The sequence below is a fragment of the Pseudomonas sp. NPDC086112 genome, from assembly GCF_044746425.1.
Classification (GTDB): domain Bacteria; phylum Pseudomonadota; class Gammaproteobacteria; order Pseudomonadales; family Pseudomonadaceae; genus Aquipseudomonas.
This window is the reverse complement of the sequence record NZ_JBIVCD010000032.1, coordinates 22,475-40,073: the sequence shown is the minus strand read 5'-3', so window position 1 is coordinate 40,073 and position 17,599 is coordinate 22,475. Positions and strand designations below refer to the sequence as shown.

Annotated in this window: 16 protein-coding genes; 9 read left to right on the top strand and 7 right to left on the bottom strand. The window is 60.2% G+C overall.

The annotated features are described in order from the left end of the window. Positions 1-97: 97 nt before the first annotated feature. Both ACIPLA_RS20430 and ACIPLA_RS20425 read left to right on the top strand, forming a co-directional pair. The gene (locus ACIPLA_RS20430; protein WP_123500948.1) at positions 98-1,450 is read left to right on the top strand and encodes a 3-oxoacyl-ACP reductase; all 1,353 of its coding nucleotides are present in this window, start codon (positions 98-100) and stop codon (positions 1,448-1,450) included. Positions 1,451-1,452: 2 nt separating this feature from the next. Next, complete coding sequence (locus tag ACIPLA_RS20425; RefSeq protein ID WP_218397350.1) at positions 1,453-2,307, top strand: MaoC/PaaZ C-terminal domain-containing protein; 855 nt, start codon at positions 1,453-1,455, stop codon at positions 2,305-2,307. Between the two features lie 284 nt (positions 2,308-2,591). Here ACIPLA_RS20425 and ACIPLA_RS20420 read toward each other — a convergent pair whose 3' ends face one another. Further along, positions 2,592-3,002 (bottom strand): response regulator, encoded by a 411-nt coding sequence (locus tag ACIPLA_RS20420; protein WP_218397348.1) that lies wholly within the window; start codon positions 3,000-3,002, stop codon positions 2,592-2,594. A gap of 70 nt (positions 3,003-3,072) precedes the next feature. Beyond that, complete coding sequence (locus ACIPLA_RS20415) at positions 3,073-3,282, bottom strand: Flp family type IVb pilin (protein WP_218397346.1); 210 nt, start codon at positions 3,280-3,282, stop codon at positions 3,073-3,075. A 326-nt stretch (positions 3,283-3,608) separates the two neighbouring features. On the opposite strand from ACIPLA_RS20415, the gene cpaB reads away from it, so the two are divergent. The 5 genes from cpaB (at position 3,609) to ACIPLA_RS20390 (ending at position 8,893) form a co-directional block, all read left to right on the top strand. Continuing rightward, entirely contained in the window at positions 3,609-4,538 is a 930-nt protein-coding gene (gene cpaB / locus ACIPLA_RS20410) for a Flp pilus assembly protein CpaB (protein ID WP_218397344.1), read from the top strand. Between the two features lie 89 nt (positions 4,539-4,627). Beyond that, on the top strand, positions 4,628-5,833 hold the full coding sequence (locus ACIPLA_RS20405; protein WP_123500938.1) for a pilus assembly protein: 1,206 nt from the start codon (positions 4,628-4,630) through the stop codon (positions 5,831-5,833). Next, positions 5,830-7,110 (top strand): CpaF family protein, encoded by a 1,281-nt coding sequence (locus ACIPLA_RS20400; protein WP_123500936.1) that lies wholly within the window; start codon positions 5,830-5,832, stop codon positions 7,108-7,110. The genes ACIPLA_RS20405 and ACIPLA_RS20400 overlap by 4 nt, the downstream gene beginning before the upstream one ends. 11 nt (positions 7,111-7,121) lie before the next feature. Further along, the gene (locus tag ACIPLA_RS20395; RefSeq protein WP_218397342.1) at positions 7,122-8,006 is read left to right on the top strand and encodes a type II secretion system F family protein; all 885 of its coding nucleotides are present in this window, start codon (positions 7,122-7,124) and stop codon (positions 8,004-8,006) included. Further along, a complete protein-coding gene (locus ACIPLA_RS20390; RefSeq protein WP_218397341.1) occupies positions 8,003-8,893 on the top strand; it encodes a type II secretion system F family protein in 891 nt (296 codons plus the stop codon). Before ACIPLA_RS20395 ends, ACIPLA_RS20390 begins: the two co-directional genes overlap by 4 nt. 178 nt (positions 8,894-9,071) lie before the next feature. Here the strand turns inward: ACIPLA_RS20390 and ACIPLA_RS20385 are convergent, their stop codons facing one another. The 3 genes from ACIPLA_RS20385 to ACIPLA_RS20375 form a co-directional block, all read right to left on the bottom strand. Next, on the bottom strand, positions 9,072-9,449 hold the full coding sequence (locus tag ACIPLA_RS20385; protein WP_401175452.1) for a DUF6124 family protein: 378 nt from the start codon (positions 9,447-9,449) through the stop codon (positions 9,072-9,074). A gap of 692 nt (positions 9,450-10,141) precedes the next feature. After that, positions 10,142-10,930 (bottom strand): response regulator transcription factor, encoded by a 789-nt coding sequence (locus ACIPLA_RS20380; RefSeq protein ID WP_218397337.1) that lies wholly within the window; start codon positions 10,928-10,930, stop codon positions 10,142-10,144. A 113-nt stretch (positions 10,931-11,043) separates the two neighbouring features. Next, a complete protein-coding gene (locus ACIPLA_RS20375) occupies positions 11,044-11,514 on the bottom strand; it encodes a prepilin peptidase (protein WP_401175448.1) in 471 nt (156 codons plus the stop codon). Between the two features lie 75 nt (positions 11,515-11,589). On the opposite strand from ACIPLA_RS20375, the gene ACIPLA_RS20370 reads away from it, so the two are divergent. Continuing rightward, on the top strand, positions 11,590-12,030 hold the full coding sequence (locus ACIPLA_RS20370) for a TadE/TadG family type IV pilus assembly protein (protein ID WP_401175446.1): 441 nt from the start codon (positions 11,590-11,592) through the stop codon (positions 12,028-12,030). After that, positions 12,027-14,795, top strand: a complete 2,769-nt coding sequence (locus ACIPLA_RS20365; protein ID WP_401175444.1) for an ATP-binding protein — start codon at positions 12,027-12,029, stop codon at positions 14,793-14,795. Before ACIPLA_RS20370 ends, ACIPLA_RS20365 begins: the two co-directional genes overlap by 4 nt. Here ACIPLA_RS20365 and ACIPLA_RS20360 read toward each other — a convergent pair. After that, the gene (locus ACIPLA_RS20360; protein WP_401175441.1) at positions 14,765-16,747 is read right to left on the bottom strand and encodes a TadG family pilus assembly protein; all 1,983 of its coding nucleotides are present in this window, start codon (positions 16,745-16,747) and stop codon (positions 14,765-14,767) included. The two genes, ACIPLA_RS20365 and ACIPLA_RS20360, sit on opposite strands and share 31 nt — an antisense overlap. 265 nt (positions 16,748-17,012) lie before the next feature. Then, entirely contained in the window at positions 17,013-17,576 is a 564-nt protein-coding gene (locus ACIPLA_RS20355; protein WP_218397333.1) for a DUF4136 domain-containing protein, read from the bottom strand. Positions 17,577-17,599: the final 23 nt, after the last annotated feature.

Below are 17,599 nucleotides of genomic sequence, written 5' to 3'. Positions count from 1 at the left end.
ACCTGCAATGATCAAGCGTAGGCCGTATCTCGTGGGTCGAACGACTAATTGCCATTCCTGGTCCACACTTTTAACCCCAGCTGCTGGAGCGTGATCCATGTCTGACCGCTATATCGACTTCGCCAATTCGTCCATCGGCCATCGTGTGGTCGGTGCCCTGGGTCTGCCGTCGCCGGTACGACTGGAACGCTGGCAAGCAGGCCGGCTGCGGCCTATCGAGGGGGCGCTGTTGATTGGCGGTGGCCCGCTGGCGGAAAAAGTCAGCACCCTCGCCAACCGCCTGACCGACACGATCTACAGCTACGGCACCGATCCGACCCTGGCCACCGCGTGGATTCCCGGCCACGGCCAGAAACTCAAAGCCGTGGTGTACGACGCCAGTGACCTGGTGCAGGTCGATCAGTTGAAACAGCTGCGCGAGTTCTTCCAGCCGCTGATGAAAAACCTCGACCACCATGCGCATCTGGTGATTCTTGGCCGGGCGCCGGAGACCTTGAGCGACCCGTTCGCCGCCAGCGCCCAACGCGCCCTTGAAGGTTTCAGCCGTTCGCTGGCCAAGGAACTGCGCAGCGGCGGCACGTTGCAGCTGATCTATGTCGGCGAAGGTGCCGAAGATCAACTGGAAGGCCCATTGCGGTTTTTCCTCTCGCCCAAAAGCGCGTTCATTTCCGGACAAGTCATTCGTTTGAAGGCGTGTGAGGCGCAGGTGATGGACTGGAGTCGCCCCTTGTCAGGGCGCAAGGCTCTGGTGACGGGCGCGGCGCGCGGCATCGGCGCTTCGATCGCCGAAACCCTGGCCCGCGACGGCGCCGAGGTAATCCTGCTCGACGTGCCACCGGCCAAGAACGATCTCGAGGCCCTGGCCGCACGCCTCGGCGGGCGCGGCATCACGTTGGATATCTGCGCCGAAGACGCCGCCGCACAATTGATTGAACACTTGCCCGACGGCATTGACATCGTGGTCCACAACGCAGGCATCACCCGGGACAAAACCCTGGCCAACATGACCCCGGAATTCTGGGACGCGGTGCTGGCGGTCAACCTCAACGCGCCGCAAGTGCTGACCAAGGCGTTGCTCGACAGCGGCACCTTGCGCGACAACGGCCGAGTGATCCTGCTGGCGTCCATCAGCGGCATCGCCGGCAATCGCGGGCAAACCAATTACGCCGCGAGCAAGGCCGGGTTGATCGGCCTGGCCCAGGCCTGGGCGCCGCTGCTGAGTGAGCGCGGCATCAGCATCAACGCCGTGGCGCCAGGGTTCATCGAAACCCAAATGACCGCGCACCTGCCCTTCGGCCTGCGCGAAGCCGGGCGGCGCATGAGTTCGCTGGGCCAGGGCGGCCTGCCGCAAGACGTCGCCGAAGCCGTGGCCTGGCTGGCACAACCGGGCACCGGAGCGTTTACCGGGCAGGCGTTGCGCGTCTGCGGGCAAAGCGTTTTGGGAGCCTGACCATGACCACCGACTGGCACACACTCAATAGCGAACCGGGCCTGAAAACGCTGTATGTGAAAGCGGCAACGCGCCGCAAAATCACCGGTACCACGCTGCCCGACCTGGGTTATCACTGCTGGGTCAATGTCGATCCGAAACGCCTGGAGGCTTATCGCAAGGTCTGTGGTTTTGCCGACAACGGGCTGCTACCACCGACGTATCCACACATCCTGGCGTTTGCCTTGCAGATGCAATTGCTTACCGCCAAAGCGTTTCCTTTCCCGCTGCTGGGGCTGATTCACTTGAGCAATCGCATCCGCGTCTTGCGCCCCATGGGCGGCGTACACCGGGTGCGGGTCAGCGTGAACGTGCAGAACCTGCAACCTCATGCCAAGGGGGCGACGTTCGATTTGGTGACGACACTCGACGATCAGTTGGGCGTGCTGTGGGAGGCTGAAAGCCAGATGCTCTGTCGCGGCGTCAAACTGGAAGGCGAGCCGGTCGAGGAAGCGTTTGCATCGACGCTGTCGCTGACCGAAGTGGCCCACTGGAAAGCACCCACGGACATTGGCCGCCGATACGCCAAGGTGTCCGGAGACTACAACCCGATCCACCTGAGTGCGATCAGCGCGAAGCTCTTCGGTTTCCCTAGCGCCATCGCCCATGGTCTGTGGAACAAGGCGCGTACGCTGGCAGCCCTGAGCGATCATTTGCCGACGGCAAACATCGAGATTGCGGTGCAGTTCAGGAAACCGGTGCGCCTTCCCAGTGAAGTGACGCTGATGTCCAGTGCGGCGGGGTCCAGCGGGGATTTTCAGTTGATGGGCGCGGGGGAGCTGGAACATATGGTCGGGCAGTGGCGGCCGGTTGCCTGATTATCCGGTACATACGCGGCTCCACTGTAGGAGCGAGGCTTGCCCGCGAAAGCTTTCTAACATTCAACATTGATATCGCCTGACACGCCGCCTTCGCGGGCAAGCCTCGCTCCTACAGTGGTCGGCAGTGGTCGGCGTATGTCTGAGAGAGATGGGTCGGCTTTCAGGCCGCCAAGATCAAAAGATCGCAGCCTTCGGCAGCTCCTACACGGACGACGCGTTTCGCCTGTAGGAGCTGCCGAAGGCTGCGATCTTTTGATCTGTTTTCTGCTCTAGACCGTAGATCAGGAACTGACCAAATCCCGAGGCTGCGGAAATAAATTATTCAACGTCTCCAACAACCGCACGTGATAAATCGGCTTGCGAAACAAATCCAGCACCTGCAACCGCAACATATCACTCACATCCTCCATATCCGCATGCCCCGACGTCACAATCACCGGTAAATGCTGACGAGCCGTATGCTCACGCAACCGCTTGATCAACGACATGCCACTCTCCTCCGGCATCCGCAAATCAGTAATCACCAGTGCAATATCAGGATGACAAGTCAAATGATGAAGGGCGAGTTTGACCGACGTTGCCGTAAAACAAGTAAAGCCCTCGCCCTCCAGCAACTCGGCCAGTTCCAGTAACGCATCCTCTTCATCATCGACCAGAAGCAGCTGTTGGCGTGGCAGCGCGGGAGCATTCATGGATAAACCACCTGCAATGGACTAAGCGTTGACGTTAGAACCGCCCTGGCAGGTTAGCAAGCTGTCGGCATCAAGCAGGAGGCACCAGCGCTTCCTTGATCACGGTAAAAATATCGGTTATCGCACCCGAGATAGGCGTCATGAACACTGCCAACGCAACCGCTGCCATACCCGCAATAATCGCGTATTCGATGCCCGAGGCACCTTCCGTATCTTTGGCCAGGTATTTGAACAAAATGATTTCGGATTTGATCTTCTGAACCACTTTAGTAAAGGACATGACGTGTCTCCTATGACAGGAGGGTGTTGCACGGCCGCAACATGATTCCCCTATGCCAGCATCAGCATTGTCGGCAAACCCCAGACCAACAACTGTAAGAACCTATTAATACTTAAGTATTAACCAGTTCACTGACGTCATAAAACAGTGCTTTTGCCTTCAGCCCGTTACTTTTGTCAGATATTTACTGCCCTGTAATGGCTTTTTGCTCTACCTGCGCTACCGTCAAATAGCGAAATAGTTCGATGTTCATAGCTGCCTGATTGCGAAGTCATCTCATTTATAAACTCTTGGGGGCGTTACGCAGCAGGAAAGGGAGAGCCGTCATGAACAGTCGCGTCACCATGGGCCTGGCCGGGCTGTTTCTGGTAGGCGCCATCATTGCCGGTTATTGGGGGCTGGCGTTGAGTCGCCAACCGGCACCCGAATCCGTCGCGCAATCCGGCACGTCATCGGCCCCGATATTGGCGCCGGCAGACGACCCGACTCGCCAGCCAGTGGTTGTGCTGTTACGTGACATCGCGCCGTTCGAGCAAATCAGCGCCGCCGACGTGACGCTGGAAAAACTCCGTACCGCCCCGGCCGGCAGCCTGTCCCGTCTCGATCAAGCCATTGGCCGTACGCCCTGGCGCACGCTGACTGCCGGCAGCTGGCTCAATGATGAAAGTTTCGAAACCGGCGGTGCGCTGGCGCGAATGATCCGCCCCGATGAGCGTGCCCTCGCGGTGGCGGCGGATGACGTGGTCAATGTCGGCGGTCAACTGAGCCCCGGCGACTATGTCGACGTCCTGCTGTTTCTGCGCATGGACACCAACAACCTCCAGCAGTCGGCCCAGGTGGTGATTCCGGCGTTGCGGGTGCTCGGTGTCGGCGACCAGTTGGGGCTGATGAACGATGGCCTGCCTGCCAACCCGGCGCGCAGTCACGAGGAGCGACTCAAGCAAGACCAACTGCGCGCCAGCGCTCGCACCGTTTTGCTTGCCGTCCCTGAACCCCTCTTGAGTCGCCTGATGCTCGCGGCTCAGGTCGGGGTTTTGCGCCTGGCCGTGCGCAGCGCCGAGGAAAAACGTCTGAACCAATACTGGGCCGGCAACCGCGACTCAAAGGCGAGCCTGGCCAGTGCCAATCGCGAACTGGTGCAGTTCAGTCAACTGGCCCTGGCCGGCACACCAAAACCCATAAGCGGCGGCGCAGCACCGCGCAAGACGAGTGTGGAGGTCATCCGCGGCAATGAAGTCACCCAACAAACGCCCTGAAACCAGCGAGGACGCTTCTCCATGCGCAGACGCTTCACGCGGTACTTCCTCGACAACGGCCACTTCGATAAACGCGGCGGATTATCGCTATGAGCCAACCCCAGAACCTGAGTCAGACGTTCCTCGCGATCACGCGTAACAGCACCGACTTCGAGTGGCTGCAAGGTGCGCTTGCCCCTTTGGGCCGGGTGATCAGCGCCGGTGGCGGCAACCTCGATGAACTCTTGACGCTGGTGGACGTGACCTTCGCCAACCTGGTGTTCGTGGGTCTGGACCGGGAGCATGTGGTGGCCCAGAGCGCGTTGATCGAGGGTGCTCTGGAAGCCAAACCGATGCTGGCAATCGTTGCCTTGGGCGACGGCATGGACAACCAACTCGTGCTCAATGCCATGCGCGCCGGTGCGCGGGATTTCGTCTCTTACGGCTCGCGTTCCAGTGAAGTTGCCGGGCTGGTGCGACGCCTGAGCAAACGCCTGCCGACCGTGACGCCGAATATGCAACAGAGTCAACAGGGTGGCCTGACCGTGCTTTACGGTGCGCAGAGCAATGCCGATGGAGCATTGCTCGCCAACCACCTGGCGCACGTGGTGCAAAAGAGCGGTCAGCAGACACTGTTGCTGGATCTGGGCCTGCCGCGTGGCGACAGCCTTGCGTTGCTGGGGCTGGAGAGCTCGTTTCATTTTGGCGATGCGTTGCGCCATCTGCGGCGCCTGGACGCGACGCTGATCGACAGTGCCTTCACCACGTGTGACGCCGGGCTGCGGATTCTCGCCTACGCCAGCAACGACGAACCACTGGAACAGACCAGTGCCGCCGAACTGTACATGCTGCTCAGCGCCTTGCGTCAGCATTTCCAGCACATCGTGGTGAACCTCACTGGCCAGTCGGACAGCGAAGCGTTGCGTACCTTCGTCAGCCATTGCGACAAGTTGCTGTGGTACACCGATCAGAATGTGCTCGACTGCCGACGCAACCTTGAGGTGCTCGGCCGCTGGCGCGAAAAAGGCCTCAAGCTCGATCACGCCAGGTTGCTGGTGGACCGCTATCTGCGCAACGTCGCGCCAGACTCCGATACCTTGAGCAAAAGCTTCGGCATGGAGGTTATGGCGGTCCTTGCCTACAGCCCGGAAGTACGGCTCAACGCCAAGAATCAGGGGGTGAGCCTGTTCGAGCTGGCCCCGCGCGAAAACCTGACCCAAAGCCTGCGCGCCCTCGGTGAACGCCTGGCCAAACGCTCCGAAGACCTGGACAAACCCAAGGCTGGCTGGTTCGACCGATTGAGGGGCGCGCCATGAGCGGCGAAAAACTCTTCGGCGCCCCCTCCCACGGGCCGGCCGGCAATACCGACCACGAAGGCCTGAAACTGGTGCTGCACCGCTACATCATCGACGCCATCGAAGAGTCCGGAAAAAACCTGCTGGAAGGTTCGCGGCCAATGCTGTCGCAGTTCGTCATCGACAAAGTTGCCGAGTACATCGCCCGTCTGCACCTGGCGATTTCCCGTTACGAGATGGAGCGACTGGCCGAGGAACTCGTCGACGAGCTCACCGGGTTCGGCCCCCTGGAGGTGTTGCTGCGTGATTCGACGGTGACCGAAATCCTGGTCAACGGCCCGCACCGGGTGTTCGTCGAACGCGAGGGTGTGTTGCACCTGAGTGACCTGCGATTCATCGACGACCACCACGTCGAGCGGGTGATGCAACGGATTCTCGCGCCCCTGGGCCGACGGCTCGACGAGTCTTCACCGATGGTCGATGCGCGTTTGCCCGATGGCAGCCGGGTCAATGCGATCATCCCGCCCATTGCCCTCGATGGCCCGTGCCTGTCGATTCGAAAATTCCGCAAGGACATGCTCAAAAGCTCCGATCTGATGGCGATGCAAACCATCGATCAGGCGATCTTTGAGTTCATTCAGGAGGCCGTGGGCAAGCGCTGCAACATCCTTGTCAGCGGCGGTACCGGCACCGGCAAGACCACGTTGCTGAACATTCTCAGCCAGTTGATCGCCCCTCACGAACGCCTGGTCACCATCGAAGACGTCGCCGAGCTGCAACTGGGCCATCCTCATGTGGTACGCCTGGAAACCCGACCGCCGAATGCCGAAGGCCACGGCGAAGTGAAGGCCAGCGACCTGATTCGCAACGCGCTGCGGATGCGCCCGGACCGGATCATCCTCGGCGAGATTCGCGGCGTCGAAGTGGTCGACGTGCTCACGGCGATGAACACCGGGCATGACGGTTCCATGAGCACCGTGCACGCCAACAATGCCCAGGATGCGCTGTTGCGCCTGGAGACCCTGGTGGGCCTGACCGGACGCACCATCGCTGAGCGCACGCTGCGGCAAATGATCTGCGCCGCACTGGACGTGGTGATTCAACTGACGCGCCTGCCCGATGGCCGCCGCTGCGTCAGCGAAGTGGTGGAGGTCGTGGGTATTCGTGATGACATCTATGTGACCAATACGCTGTTCCGCTTCGACCGACGCACCGGTTTCGGTTTTCTGCGCGAGGCGGTCAACCCCGCCGGCGAAAAGCTGCGTCGCGAGTCGGCGCTCTCTCCCTTGTCGCACTAAAGGATCACGGCATGCTCAAACCGGCGCTGCTCATCCTGATTTGCCTGACGTTGCTGGGTTTGTCGATCCGTTTGTTCTACAACGGCCTGCGCCAGACCGGCATCGATCGAACCCTCGGTCGCTTGATGCAAGGGCAACCGCAACTGGCGGTGGCGAAATCATCCTGGGCTGGCCTGGAACGGGCCTTTCTACGCGCTGGCCTCGGTCGTCCCACCGAGCGCCTGAGGTTGTGGCTGTTGCTCTGGACCGTGGGCATTTTGCTGGGGTTTGCCCTCGCCAGCTGGATCGGTTTGCTGGCGTTGTTGCTGATGCCACCTCTGGCTCTGCGGTTGTACATCAGTTGGTGCTACCAGCGCCGGCTCAAGCGCATGATCGAACAACTGCCGCCGTTGCTCGATCACACCGTGCGAAGTCTGAAGTCCGGACGCACCCTGGCCGATGCGGTGCTGGTCGCCATCGACGCCGCCGAAGACCCACTGAAGAACGCCATGGGCCGGGTTCAGCGCAATGTGCACCTGGGCGTCAGCCTGCCTGACGCTGTCACGGACTTCGCCGAACTGTACGAGAAAGACGAGTTTCGATTATTTGCGCTGGGCCTGAAGGTCAATCACCGCTACGGCGGTAATGCCAGTGAGCTGTTTGAGAACCTGATCAAAATGGTCCGTGAACGCGACCAGGCTGCGCGCCAACTGCGCGCCATGACGGGCGAAACCCGCATCACAGCGATGGTGCTGGCCCTGATGCCTGTGGGGCTCGCCGGCTACTTCTTGCTGTCCAATCCGAAGTACCTGCTCGCCATGTGGAACAGCAGCTCGGGGCAAATGATGCTCGCGACCGCGTTTGGCCTGCAGGTGGTGGGTTGCCTGGCGCTGTGGCGCATGTTGCGCAGCGTATGAAAATAGCCCTGCTGATCAGCGCACTGTTGTTTCTCGGGGCCACGCTGTTGCTGCTCAGTGGGCTGCTGGACCAACATCGGCGTGCTCGCCAAGTGGCTCAACGACTGGACGGTAAACCGCTGAACGACCATCGCGTCAGTCACTGGTTGCAAGCGCTGGGCAACAGCCGTATCGGTCAACGCTCGGTCAAACTGGACAACGAAACCCAAATACTGCTCAACCGCCTCGGCTGGCGCAGCGCCCGGCAACGCTCGCTGTTCGCCGCCTGCCAGATCGGCATCCCGGTGCTTGCGTTGATCCTGAGTCTGTTGATCCAGAGCGTGTTCTTCCCGCAGGTGAACAACCCTTGGGTCACCCCGGCCTTCGCCACCGCTCTTGGTTACTTGCTGCCCAAACGCTTGCTGGCCGCTGCCGCACACCGTCGGCAAAGACAACTGGCGATCGAGATTTCGACCTTCATTCCACTGCTGCGTATCCTGTTCGAATCCGGCATGGCGGTGGAGCAGTCGCTGCGAGTACTGAGCATCGAAGGCAAACAATTACTGCCGGCCCTGACCCATGAACTGCGCCTGATACTGACCCGGGTCGATTCCGGCCTGGAACTGGGCGAAGAACTGAACAAGGCCACCCAGTTACTGGCAGTGGACGAATTCACCGACACCTGCGTGATACTTCAGCAATTGATCCACCAGGGCGGCGGCGCCATGAAATCACTGCTGGGGCTCAAACTGCTGCTCGATGACCGGCGCCTGACACGCTTGCAGGAATACATCTCCAAGATGTCCGCGAAAATGTCCGTGGTGATGATGTTGTTTCTGTTCCCGGCGCTGCTGATCGTACTGGCCGGCCCCAGCTTCAGCGCGTTGGCCCGGGCCTTTCATCATTGAAAGGCACAGCGGCGATCCCGTAGGAGCGAGGCTTGCCCGCGAAGGCGGCCTGACAGCCAACCAATCTCTCGCAGATGCACACGATTCAACTGTGGGAGCGGGCTTGCTCGCGAAAGCGGCGTGTCAGTCGACATCAATGTTGAATGTCTTCGCGGGCAAGCCTCGCTCCTACAGGGGATCAGCTGTGTGGCGCGGGTTTTGGTATGGCGACGTTATCCAGCATCCGGTTCACCGCCAGTTCTGCCAGCATGACGATCTGTTGAATCGCCATCGCCGTGTGCCGGTGCGGTCCTTCCAGATACCCCGCAAAATCACCCGCCATCACACTGGCCTGGGCCAACGATTCACAGGTATGGGCCAACAGGTCTTCGTCTTTGATATCTGGCGCGACCATATACATCGTGCTCGGCTTGCGGGCCGTGGGGGCTTTGAGGGCGGATGGGTTGAGGTAGTGATCGAGCGCGCGGTTAGCGGCGTCGTGGAGTTTTTTTGAATCAGCAGATTCGTAAGGGGAAACGTTGTCAGTTTCTGGGGGATTCGGGGTTGCTTTGAACATGATTACACCTCTGGGATGAAATGGAGCCACTTCCAAATTGCCGCGACGCAATTTGGGGTGGCAGCTGTACGCGGGTTCGCGGACCGATCCCCGAGGCAGCTCGGCATACCCGAAGGTATCCCGCGCACAGTCGCCATGACACGAAACGACAGACACCCAAAAGTGTTGTGGTTTGGTGGAGCGATTATGCCTCAAGAATCGAGCCGCGACGCCCGGTCGCTGAATTGTCAGCGACGGACAAAGGCTAGAGACGCAGCGTCCGACGGGCAACCTGAAAAACATGTGGGAAGGTTCTGATGTTTTTATCGATCGATAAACATCGTTGCCTCTGAGGCCGCCTTCGCGAGCAAGCCCGCTCCCACAGTTGAATCGTGTGCATCCGGGGGAAATTGGTCGGCCGTCAGTCCGCCCTTGAAAGGCAACAGCGATCCCCGTAGGAGCGAGGCTTGCCCGCGAAGGCGGCCTGACAGCCAACCAATCCCTTGCAGATGCACACGATTCAACTGTGGGAGCGGGCTTGCTCGCGAAAGCGGCGTGTCAGTCGACATCAATGTTGAATGTCGGACCGTCTTCGCGGGCAAGCCTCGCTCCTACAGGGAATTGCGTTGGTGAACGTGCTTTTCGTAGGAGCGAGGCTTGCCCGCGAAGAGGCCCTTCGGCAGCTCCACAATAGAGCGGCGTACACCCGAAATTCAGTGCGCAGTAAGCCGCCGCACACCAGCATTACCGGGCGACAACGCCAACGCCACTTGCGTGCGGTTATGCATATGCGTCAACCGCAACACCTGCGACACATAAAGCTTCACCGTGTTCTCGGTAATCCCCAACTCACAGGCAATCTGATAATTGGTCTGCCCCTTGCCCACCAACCGCGCCACCTCCAGCTGCCGCGGCGACAGCTGATTGAAAACCGCCGGCATCTCCACCCGCTCCGCCTCACTGAATGCACCGTCAGCCGAATCCGACGAAGACGCCGAAGACGGTCCCCGACGAACCTTGTCCAGATCCTGATACAGCTCGTCGATCGACTCACAAAGGTACTGCAGCTTCTGACTCAAATGCCCCAACTGCAGATTTTTCTGCCGCTCCTGCAAGACCACTTCCTGGCGCTGCAAACCTTCGAGCAACTCAGCCAGATCAATCGGTTTCTGATAGTAGTCAGCGAACCCGGCGCGCAAGGCCTTGATCACATCCTGCTTGTCGGCGCGACCGGTGAGCATGATCGCCTCGAACGCCCGGTGTTTGCCGGACAACCGTTGCAACGCCTGAACGAGCTGAATGCCATCCATGTCAGGCATCTGCAAATCACAGAGCACCAGGCCGATATCCTCGTATTCAGTGAAACGCTCGATCGCCTGCTTGCCGGACTGACAAGGAACACAGCGATAACCATTGCGCTCGATGAACTCGCACAGTTCTTCGACAATCAATGGTTCGTCATCGACCACAAGTACTTTTATTGCCGAGATACGCTTGTTCACGTGTCACTCCAGGCTTGACCGTTCCTGTACCCATTTCCGAAGGCTGTACAACAACTGTTTTGAAAGTAGACGCACTTTCCAACTATGTACATAGAACGAGTGGCGCCCGGCGACTAATGCAGCCAGACCAGAGTAAGCAACATGCCCACCAGCACGAACGGCGCAAAGGGCTGCTTTTTTGACGTTCCTGGTCCCAGGTAACGAAGACGTTCCCTAAGCCCCTGCCCCATATACAGCCAGAGTCTTGGCGCCAACAGCAGCCAGAACGCACTGGCCAATCCGGCGCCTATGAAGCCGCCGAGCAGGTGCATACCGTCCGTCGCAAGGCCCAGCGTCGCCATCAGTTTCACGTCGCCCGCCCCCAAACGTTTCAATGCATAACCGGGCAAGGTGAAGGCCAGTGCCAACAACAAAGCCCAGCCGCCCTGTACCGCCTCGGCCCCCAACCATGTGGTGCCCGTCCACAACAGATACGCCAGCGCCAGTACACCCGCGCCAAGGGTCAGGCCATTGGCGATGTGCCGCTCTCGGACATCCTGTGCTGCGCAAAGCGTCAGCCAGATAAGTAGGACAAAGTTCTGCATCCGGTAAAAAACGTCCGTTTTGGCTGAATGATTCTATGCTGATACTACGTCGTGACGGTCAGGGTAGACGCACTCATGAAAACAGGCCTCCCCCGCAAACAAAAAGGTGCCGTGGCGATTGAGTTCGCTTTGGTGTTCATCATCTTTTTCGCCGTGTTTTATGGGCTGGTGAGTTACAGCCTGCCACTGTTGCTGATGCAATCGTTCAATCAATCGACGGCCGAAGCGGTGCGCCGCAGTGTGGCGCTGGACCCGAGCACCGCCAATTACGACACCGCCGTCAGAAACATAGCCACCAACGAACTGACTCGGCAGCTGGCCTGGATTCCCGCCGCGCTGAACTTCAATGTAGCCACCGACGCCAGTGCCACCTACACCGGTGGCGTGCTGACGGTCACCATCAATTACCCCACCAGTAAACTGAATCAGGTCCTGCCGTTCCTGGTGCTGCCGGGGATCGGCTCGGTGCCCAATCTGCCGGCGACCCTTACCGCCCGCTCGAGCCTGCAATTTTGAGTTCCGGGGACAAACTCTTCGGGCGCCTGCTCAATCGCCAACCGCAGCAGCCCTCGACCAGTGCTGACCCTGCGAGCGTGCAACGTGTCGGTTTGCAGCTGCATCTGGATGACGAAGGCCGAGTGATTCAGCTGACCGGCCCGCTGCGGCATCTGCTGGCGCAACAAATGCCCGGCGCGCAGACACCGCATCTGCTCGATTACCTCATGCCCCATAGCGCCCTGTCGGTCGAAGGCGCGCCTGCCGAGTGGCAAGGACAAAGCCTGGACCTGGATTTCTTCAGCCTCGGCGAACAACCGCTGCATCTGCGTGGCTGGGTGCAGCCGTTGGGCGAAAACTGGCTGCTGCAGTTGATCGACATCGGCGACCTGCTGCTCGAACGTCGACAAGCGCGCAGCCGTGAACAATGCCAGTTGCTCGCGGCGCAGGTCAGTGAACAGTTGCGCCTGTGCAGCCTGACGCGCTTGCCCGAGGTGCTGGCGGAGCAACTTCAAGGTCTGGCCCAGCGCTTTCAGATCCCCTGCATCGCCATGGCTTTGCTCGATGAACAGGCCGAGGGTTGGCTGATTCACCAGCATTACGCGGCCTTCGATGCGCCACTGTTGTGGGAAATCGATCAACGCTTGGGCACCGGTCTCGACAGTTTGAATGGCTCCGCTCCCCAGCAATTGACTCCCAGCGAACACCCGCGCCTGCAAGGCATCTTCGGCAATGCCGAAGGGTTCGCGGTGCCTTACCACAATGCCCAGGGCGTGGTGGCCTGGCTGCTCTGTGGTTTCTACCCGGTGCAACAGCGTGCCCCGGATCTGAGCGAGCGCGACTGGTTGCAACTCACCGCAGCCCTGGCCGGCCCGCTGCTTGAGCGCTTGCACGAGCATCAGCACCATCTGCAACTGGAGCGGCTGGAGTCTCTGCAAGCCTTGCTCGGCACCGGCTGGTGGGAGGTCTTCAGTGACAACGCCGAGGTGCAATTGGCGCCATCGCTGGCCGGTACGCTCAACCTTGCGAGCACGCGTTTGCCGCTGCACGACTGGCTCGAACAGATCCACCCCGCCGACCGTGAAGAGCTGACGATTCGCCTGCAAACCTTGCAGGATGAAGGCGCGCCGTTGCTGCTGTGCGTACGCCTGCATCGTCCCGACGCGGCACAAACGCCGATCTGGTATCGACTGCAAGGTCAGGCCCTGGGCATCGGCAGAAACCGGCGGCTGGTGGGTTTCATGCTCGACATCAGCGACATCAAGAATCAGGAGCAGAACGCCGCTGCCGCCCATGCCCGGCTGGACAACCTGATCGCCAGTTCGCCGGCGGTGATCTACGTACAGCGCTATGTCGAAGGTGCGCTGCAACCGACATTTTTCAGCGACAGCCTGTTGCCGCTGCTCGGTTGGTCGCTCGCCGATTGTGCCGCCGGCGCGTTGGTGGAACGGGTCCATCCCGAGGACCGCGACGGCTATTTCGAGCGCACCCGGCAACTGCTGCGCGAAGGTTCGGTGCGTGCCCGTTATCGGCTGCGCGACAGTCGCGGCGATTACCACTGGCTGCTGGACGAAGCCAAACTGCTGCGCGATGACCTCGGGCTGCCGGTAGAAGCTGTGGGCCTGTGGCTGGATGTCACCGAGGCGACCCTGGCCGCCGAGCAAGTAAAACAGAGTGAAGAGCGCTATCGGATCCTGGTGGAAGATTCCCCGGCGATGATCTGCCGCTACCTTCCAGACCTGACGCTGACCTTCGGCAACCGCCCCCTGGCGACCTACCTGGAATGCCAGCCCGAGAAGCTGCCGGGAGTGAACCTGGGCAGCTGGATGTCGCCGGAACAGCGCGAAGCGTTCCTCCAGCGGCTCAGTCGACTGAGCCCGGGGTTCCCGGTCAGCACCGCGGAAATCAACCTGCAACTGCCGGGACGGGAACACGCCTGGTGGGTCTGGTCGGATCGCGGGGTGTTCGACGAGCAAGGTCGCTTGCTGGAGATTCAAGCCGTGGGCCGTGACAACACCGAAGTCCGGCGCGCCCAGCAACAGCTGACCCAGAGCGCGAAAATGGCCACCCTTGGCGAAATGGCCACCGGGCTGGCCCATGAAATCAATCAGCCGCTGAACGTGATGCGCATGGCCATCGTCAATGTGCTCAAGCGCCTGAGCAATGGTGACGCGCAAATCGATTACCTGACAGACAAGCTCAACCGCATCGACGCGCAAGTCCAGCGCGCCGCGCGGGTGGTGGATCACATGCGGGTATTCGGTCGGCGTTCGGAGATCGAGCAACACCCGTTCAATCCGGCGCAAGCCATCGAAGGCACGCTGTCACTGCTGTCCGAAGGCATGCGCGGCAAAGGGGTCGAGCTGCGGGTGAGCCAGACCGGATTCGAAGTGCAGGTGCGCGGTTACGTCGACCAGCTGGAACAGGTGTTGATCAATCTGATGGTCAATGCAAGGGATGCGCTGCTGAGTAAGCGCGAAGCCGACCGGGAGTTCAAACCGTGGATCTCGGTGTATGCCGAACGTGATGAATACTCGGTGCGACTGTGGGTCGAGGATAACGGCGGCGGTATCGATCCACGGCTGCTGGAGCGGATTTTCGAACCGTTCTTCACCACCAAACCGGTGGGTGTCGGCACCGGGCTCGGGTTGTCGGTGAGTTACGGCATCGTCGCAAACATGGGCGGTAAGTTGAGTGTAAGAAACTCGACCGAGGGCGCGCGGTTTTGTATCGAGTTGCCGATTGCCACAGACGATCAGATCACCAGCGTCGCGCGCCCCGAGTGACAACTGAGATTGGCGCCGACGTCGACCTTGTTCAAGTCGATCCCAAGGCTTAACAGCAAGGTGTTGATCAAGCTGTCGAGCAACGGGCTGAGCACGCTGTTGATCGCGCTGACCAGCAAGGTAGTGACGCTGCTCAGGATCGTCCCCAGACCGCTGACGAGACTGCCCGACGGGCCATACATGTCCACGTGAATGTTAAGCGGGGTGTTGAGCAGGTTGCTGACAATACTGCTGGTGGTGAATGAGTAGTAGAACGGCGGCTGATTGATTTCCGGCAGGCTGCTGGCGGGTGGTGCGGAGTACACGTGGGAAATGTTGGCGTTCGCCGCCACGCTGGTGTCGGCCACGATATCGATGCCGCCACCGACGCCGGGCACACGCGGATCGCAGGTAATGGGCAAAAACAGAATCCGGTGACAGGTTTTGATCCCGATATCGATCACCTTCAACGGCTGCACCGTAACCGTCGGCGGTGTGGTGTTGCTGCCGAACATGCTGGCCGCATCGATCCGGCCGATTTTCAGGTTCACCAGCGATGTACTGGTGCTGGTGGTCAGGGTCTTATTGGTGTTACTGACGCAGCTGTAGGCCGTGACGTAACTGCTGGCGCTGGCGACCTCCAGCGCCACGTCGAGCCGTATCGGCCCCGGCAACACGATGATATCGGGTGTCTGGCAGGGCACGCCCAAGGCACAGGTCAGTGAATTGAGCACCGCCACCAGGTTGAGATTGAGCAAGGCGTTTAGGGTGTTGGTCAGCGGTCCTGCCAGATCGGTTACCGCATTGACCAGCGCCACGATGGCGTCGAGTGCCGGCAAGTCGATCGACAGCAATGTGCGAACCTGCGCGGTTCTCACGTAGATCCGATTGGGGCCCAGTGGATCCAGCGCCGCGTTTTTCGGATTGCCTATTGCCGAGAGTTGCGGCGGCTCCAGGACCTGCACCCGGGCCGTGATTTGCGCCAGCCCCGCCAGATTGATCGGTAGCGTCGCCACCAGACCGTTTTTCTTGTTGGCCAGTTGCACGATGCCTTCGATCAGGTTGAACACGCTCACGTTAGTCGCGAACGCCGACATGTTGCTGCCATTCTCGACGTGCAACAAATTGCCCAGCACCACGGTCGTGGAGCCTGCGGCAACCTTGAGTGCTTGCAGACCGACGATGGTCGCCGTCGCGCCGAGAGTGCCGCCGGGGTCCAGCACGTTGACGGCCGTCTGGATCAACTGGCTGACGGCCACCGAAGTGCCCAATACCTGGCTATACCCGGCGGCGTTGACGCCGAGGTCGACCTTCAGTCGATCGAGGTAACCGAGCAGGCTGATATTGCTGTTCAGCAACCCCTCCCAACCCGCCACGGAGAGGTTCAGACTGCCGCCCAACAAACCACCGAACAGCGCATTAAGGGTGGCCGACTTGCTGGTATCGATAGTCAGCACCGTACTGCGAATGGTCAGCGATGCCAGCGGAGGTGGCAACGCTGCGACGGCGGTCGCGGTCAGGTTGAGGGTCGCACCGGCTGGAGCACCGCCGAACACGGCACCAATACCACCGGCAAAACTCTGCAGGATCGAATGGCTGACGGTCACCCGAATGGCTTCGCTGCTGCTCGGATCAGCCGTAAAAACCCGAAGATTATTGGCGTCCAGACTCAAGGTGCCACAGGCTACCGCCAAGCTGCGGGTGGAGTCAGGAAGGGAGAAGTCGTTGCGGTTTGCACTGGCGGTGGCATAGACGGTAGCGGTGGCACCCACGGCGCAATCACCGTTACGCGTGGCAGCCTCCAGCGCGGCCATATCCACCACCCGTTGCAAGCTGCGTTTTTCCAGGTACAGGCGGCCGCTGTCGACCAAGATCAGCAGAAACACCAAGGCCATGCCCAAGGTCAGCACCGCCATCAAACCAATCGCTCCCCGTTGCCGGGCCGGGCTACGAAACTGCAAGCAGGGAGACATGGGCGCACTCCTTTGCCGGCGCACTGGCGAGGGTTACCTCCATTGGTGAGAAGCAGTGTAGACAAGGGTTAGCCAGATTGCTGGCAACTCGCCATCCAAGACAACAAAAACCCAATATGGGAATGGGCTTATTTTGGGCTTGTGTGACGACGAAGATCCTGTAGGAGCGAGGCTTGCCCGCGAAGAAAACACCGCAGTTTTTCATTCATTACGCGTTATCGTTCTTCGCGGGCAAGCCTCGCTCCTACAGGGGCTGTGGTGTCGGTTAGTTCAAGCGCGGTGGATAGTTAGCCAATATCCGCCCGACCGTCTCGTGGATTTTATTGCTACGATCCTGCGGGTTCGGTGTGCGACTAAGCGTCTGCTCGTCGCTGCCGCGCCACACCAGTTTGCCGTCCTTGCCATCGAGCAGGTCGATCTGAATGGTCGCCACCTTGTAGCTGATGTTGCGCGTTTCGTTGTACATCGGCCCGCCCCAGTAGCCGTACCATGGGCCACCATAACCGCCGCCATAGTTGGTAGTCACTTGTTGCTGGCGATCTTCGACGATCAGGTAGGCCTGTACCTTCAGATCCGCACTGGCGCCGGCAGCAGCCGGACGCAAGCCGCGCTGATCCAGCTGATCGGCAACGGACTGGCGGATGCGTTGTTCGGTCAGGTCACTCTTGATCCGTGGATCATCGGGACGGTATTGCACGGCGGGCTCTTTCCAGCTCCAGCTACGATAGGCGGCAAAGTCGCGGCTGGCATCGAAGTCATGATTGACCTGGTTGGCGGCGCAGGCAGTGAGCAGCGCGGCCATGGCCAGTAAAGCGAGACGGCGGAACATGATTATTCTCCGATAGAAGACAT

Coding starts and splice junctions, on each gene's coding strand:
- ACIPLA_RS20430 (WP_123500948.1), top strand. CDS start 98: ATGTCTGACCGCTATATCGACTTCGCCAATTCGTCCATCGGCCATCGT.
- ACIPLA_RS20425 (WP_218397350.1), top strand. CDS start 1,453: ATGACCACCGACTGGCACACACTCAATAGCGAACCGGGCCTGAAAACG.
- ACIPLA_RS20420 (WP_218397348.1), bottom strand. CDS start 3,002: ATGAATGCTCCCGCGCTGCCACGCCAACAGCTGCTTCTGGTCGATGAT.
- ACIPLA_RS20415 (WP_218397346.1), bottom strand. CDS start 3,282: ATGTCCTTTACTAAAGTGGTTCAGAAGATCAAATCCGAAATCATTTTG.
- cpaB (WP_218397344.1), top strand. CDS start 3,609: ATGAACAGTCGCGTCACCATGGGCCTGGCCGGGCTGTTTCTGGTAGGC.
- ACIPLA_RS20405 (WP_123500938.1), top strand. CDS start 4,628: ATGAGCCAACCCCAGAACCTGAGTCAGACGTTCCTCGCGATCACGCGT.
- ACIPLA_RS20400 (WP_123500936.1), top strand. CDS start 5,830: ATGAGCGGCGAAAAACTCTTCGGCGCCCCCTCCCACGGGCCGGCCGGC.
- ACIPLA_RS20395 (WP_218397342.1), top strand. CDS start 7,122: ATGCTCAAACCGGCGCTGCTCATCCTGATTTGCCTGACGTTGCTGGGT.
- ACIPLA_RS20390 (WP_218397341.1), top strand. CDS start 8,003: ATGAAAATAGCCCTGCTGATCAGCGCACTGTTGTTTCTCGGGGCCACG.
- ACIPLA_RS20385 (WP_401175452.1), bottom strand. CDS start 9,449: ATGTTCAAAGCAACCCCGAATCCCCCAGAAACTGACAACGTTTCCCCT.
- ACIPLA_RS20375 (WP_401175448.1), bottom strand. CDS start 11,514: ATGCAGAACTTTGTCCTACTTATCTGGCTGACGCTTTGCGCAGCACAG.
- ACIPLA_RS20370 (WP_401175446.1), top strand. CDS start 11,590: ATGAAAACAGGCCTCCCCCGCAAACAAAAAGGTGCCGTGGCGATTGAG.
- ACIPLA_RS20360 (WP_401175441.1), bottom strand. CDS start 16,747: ATGTCTCCCTGCTTGCAGTTTCGTAGCCCGGCCCGGCAACGGGGAGCG.
- ACIPLA_RS20355 (WP_218397333.1), bottom strand. CDS start 17,576: ATGTTCCGCCGTCTCGCTTTACTGGCCATGGCCGCGCTGCTCACTGCC.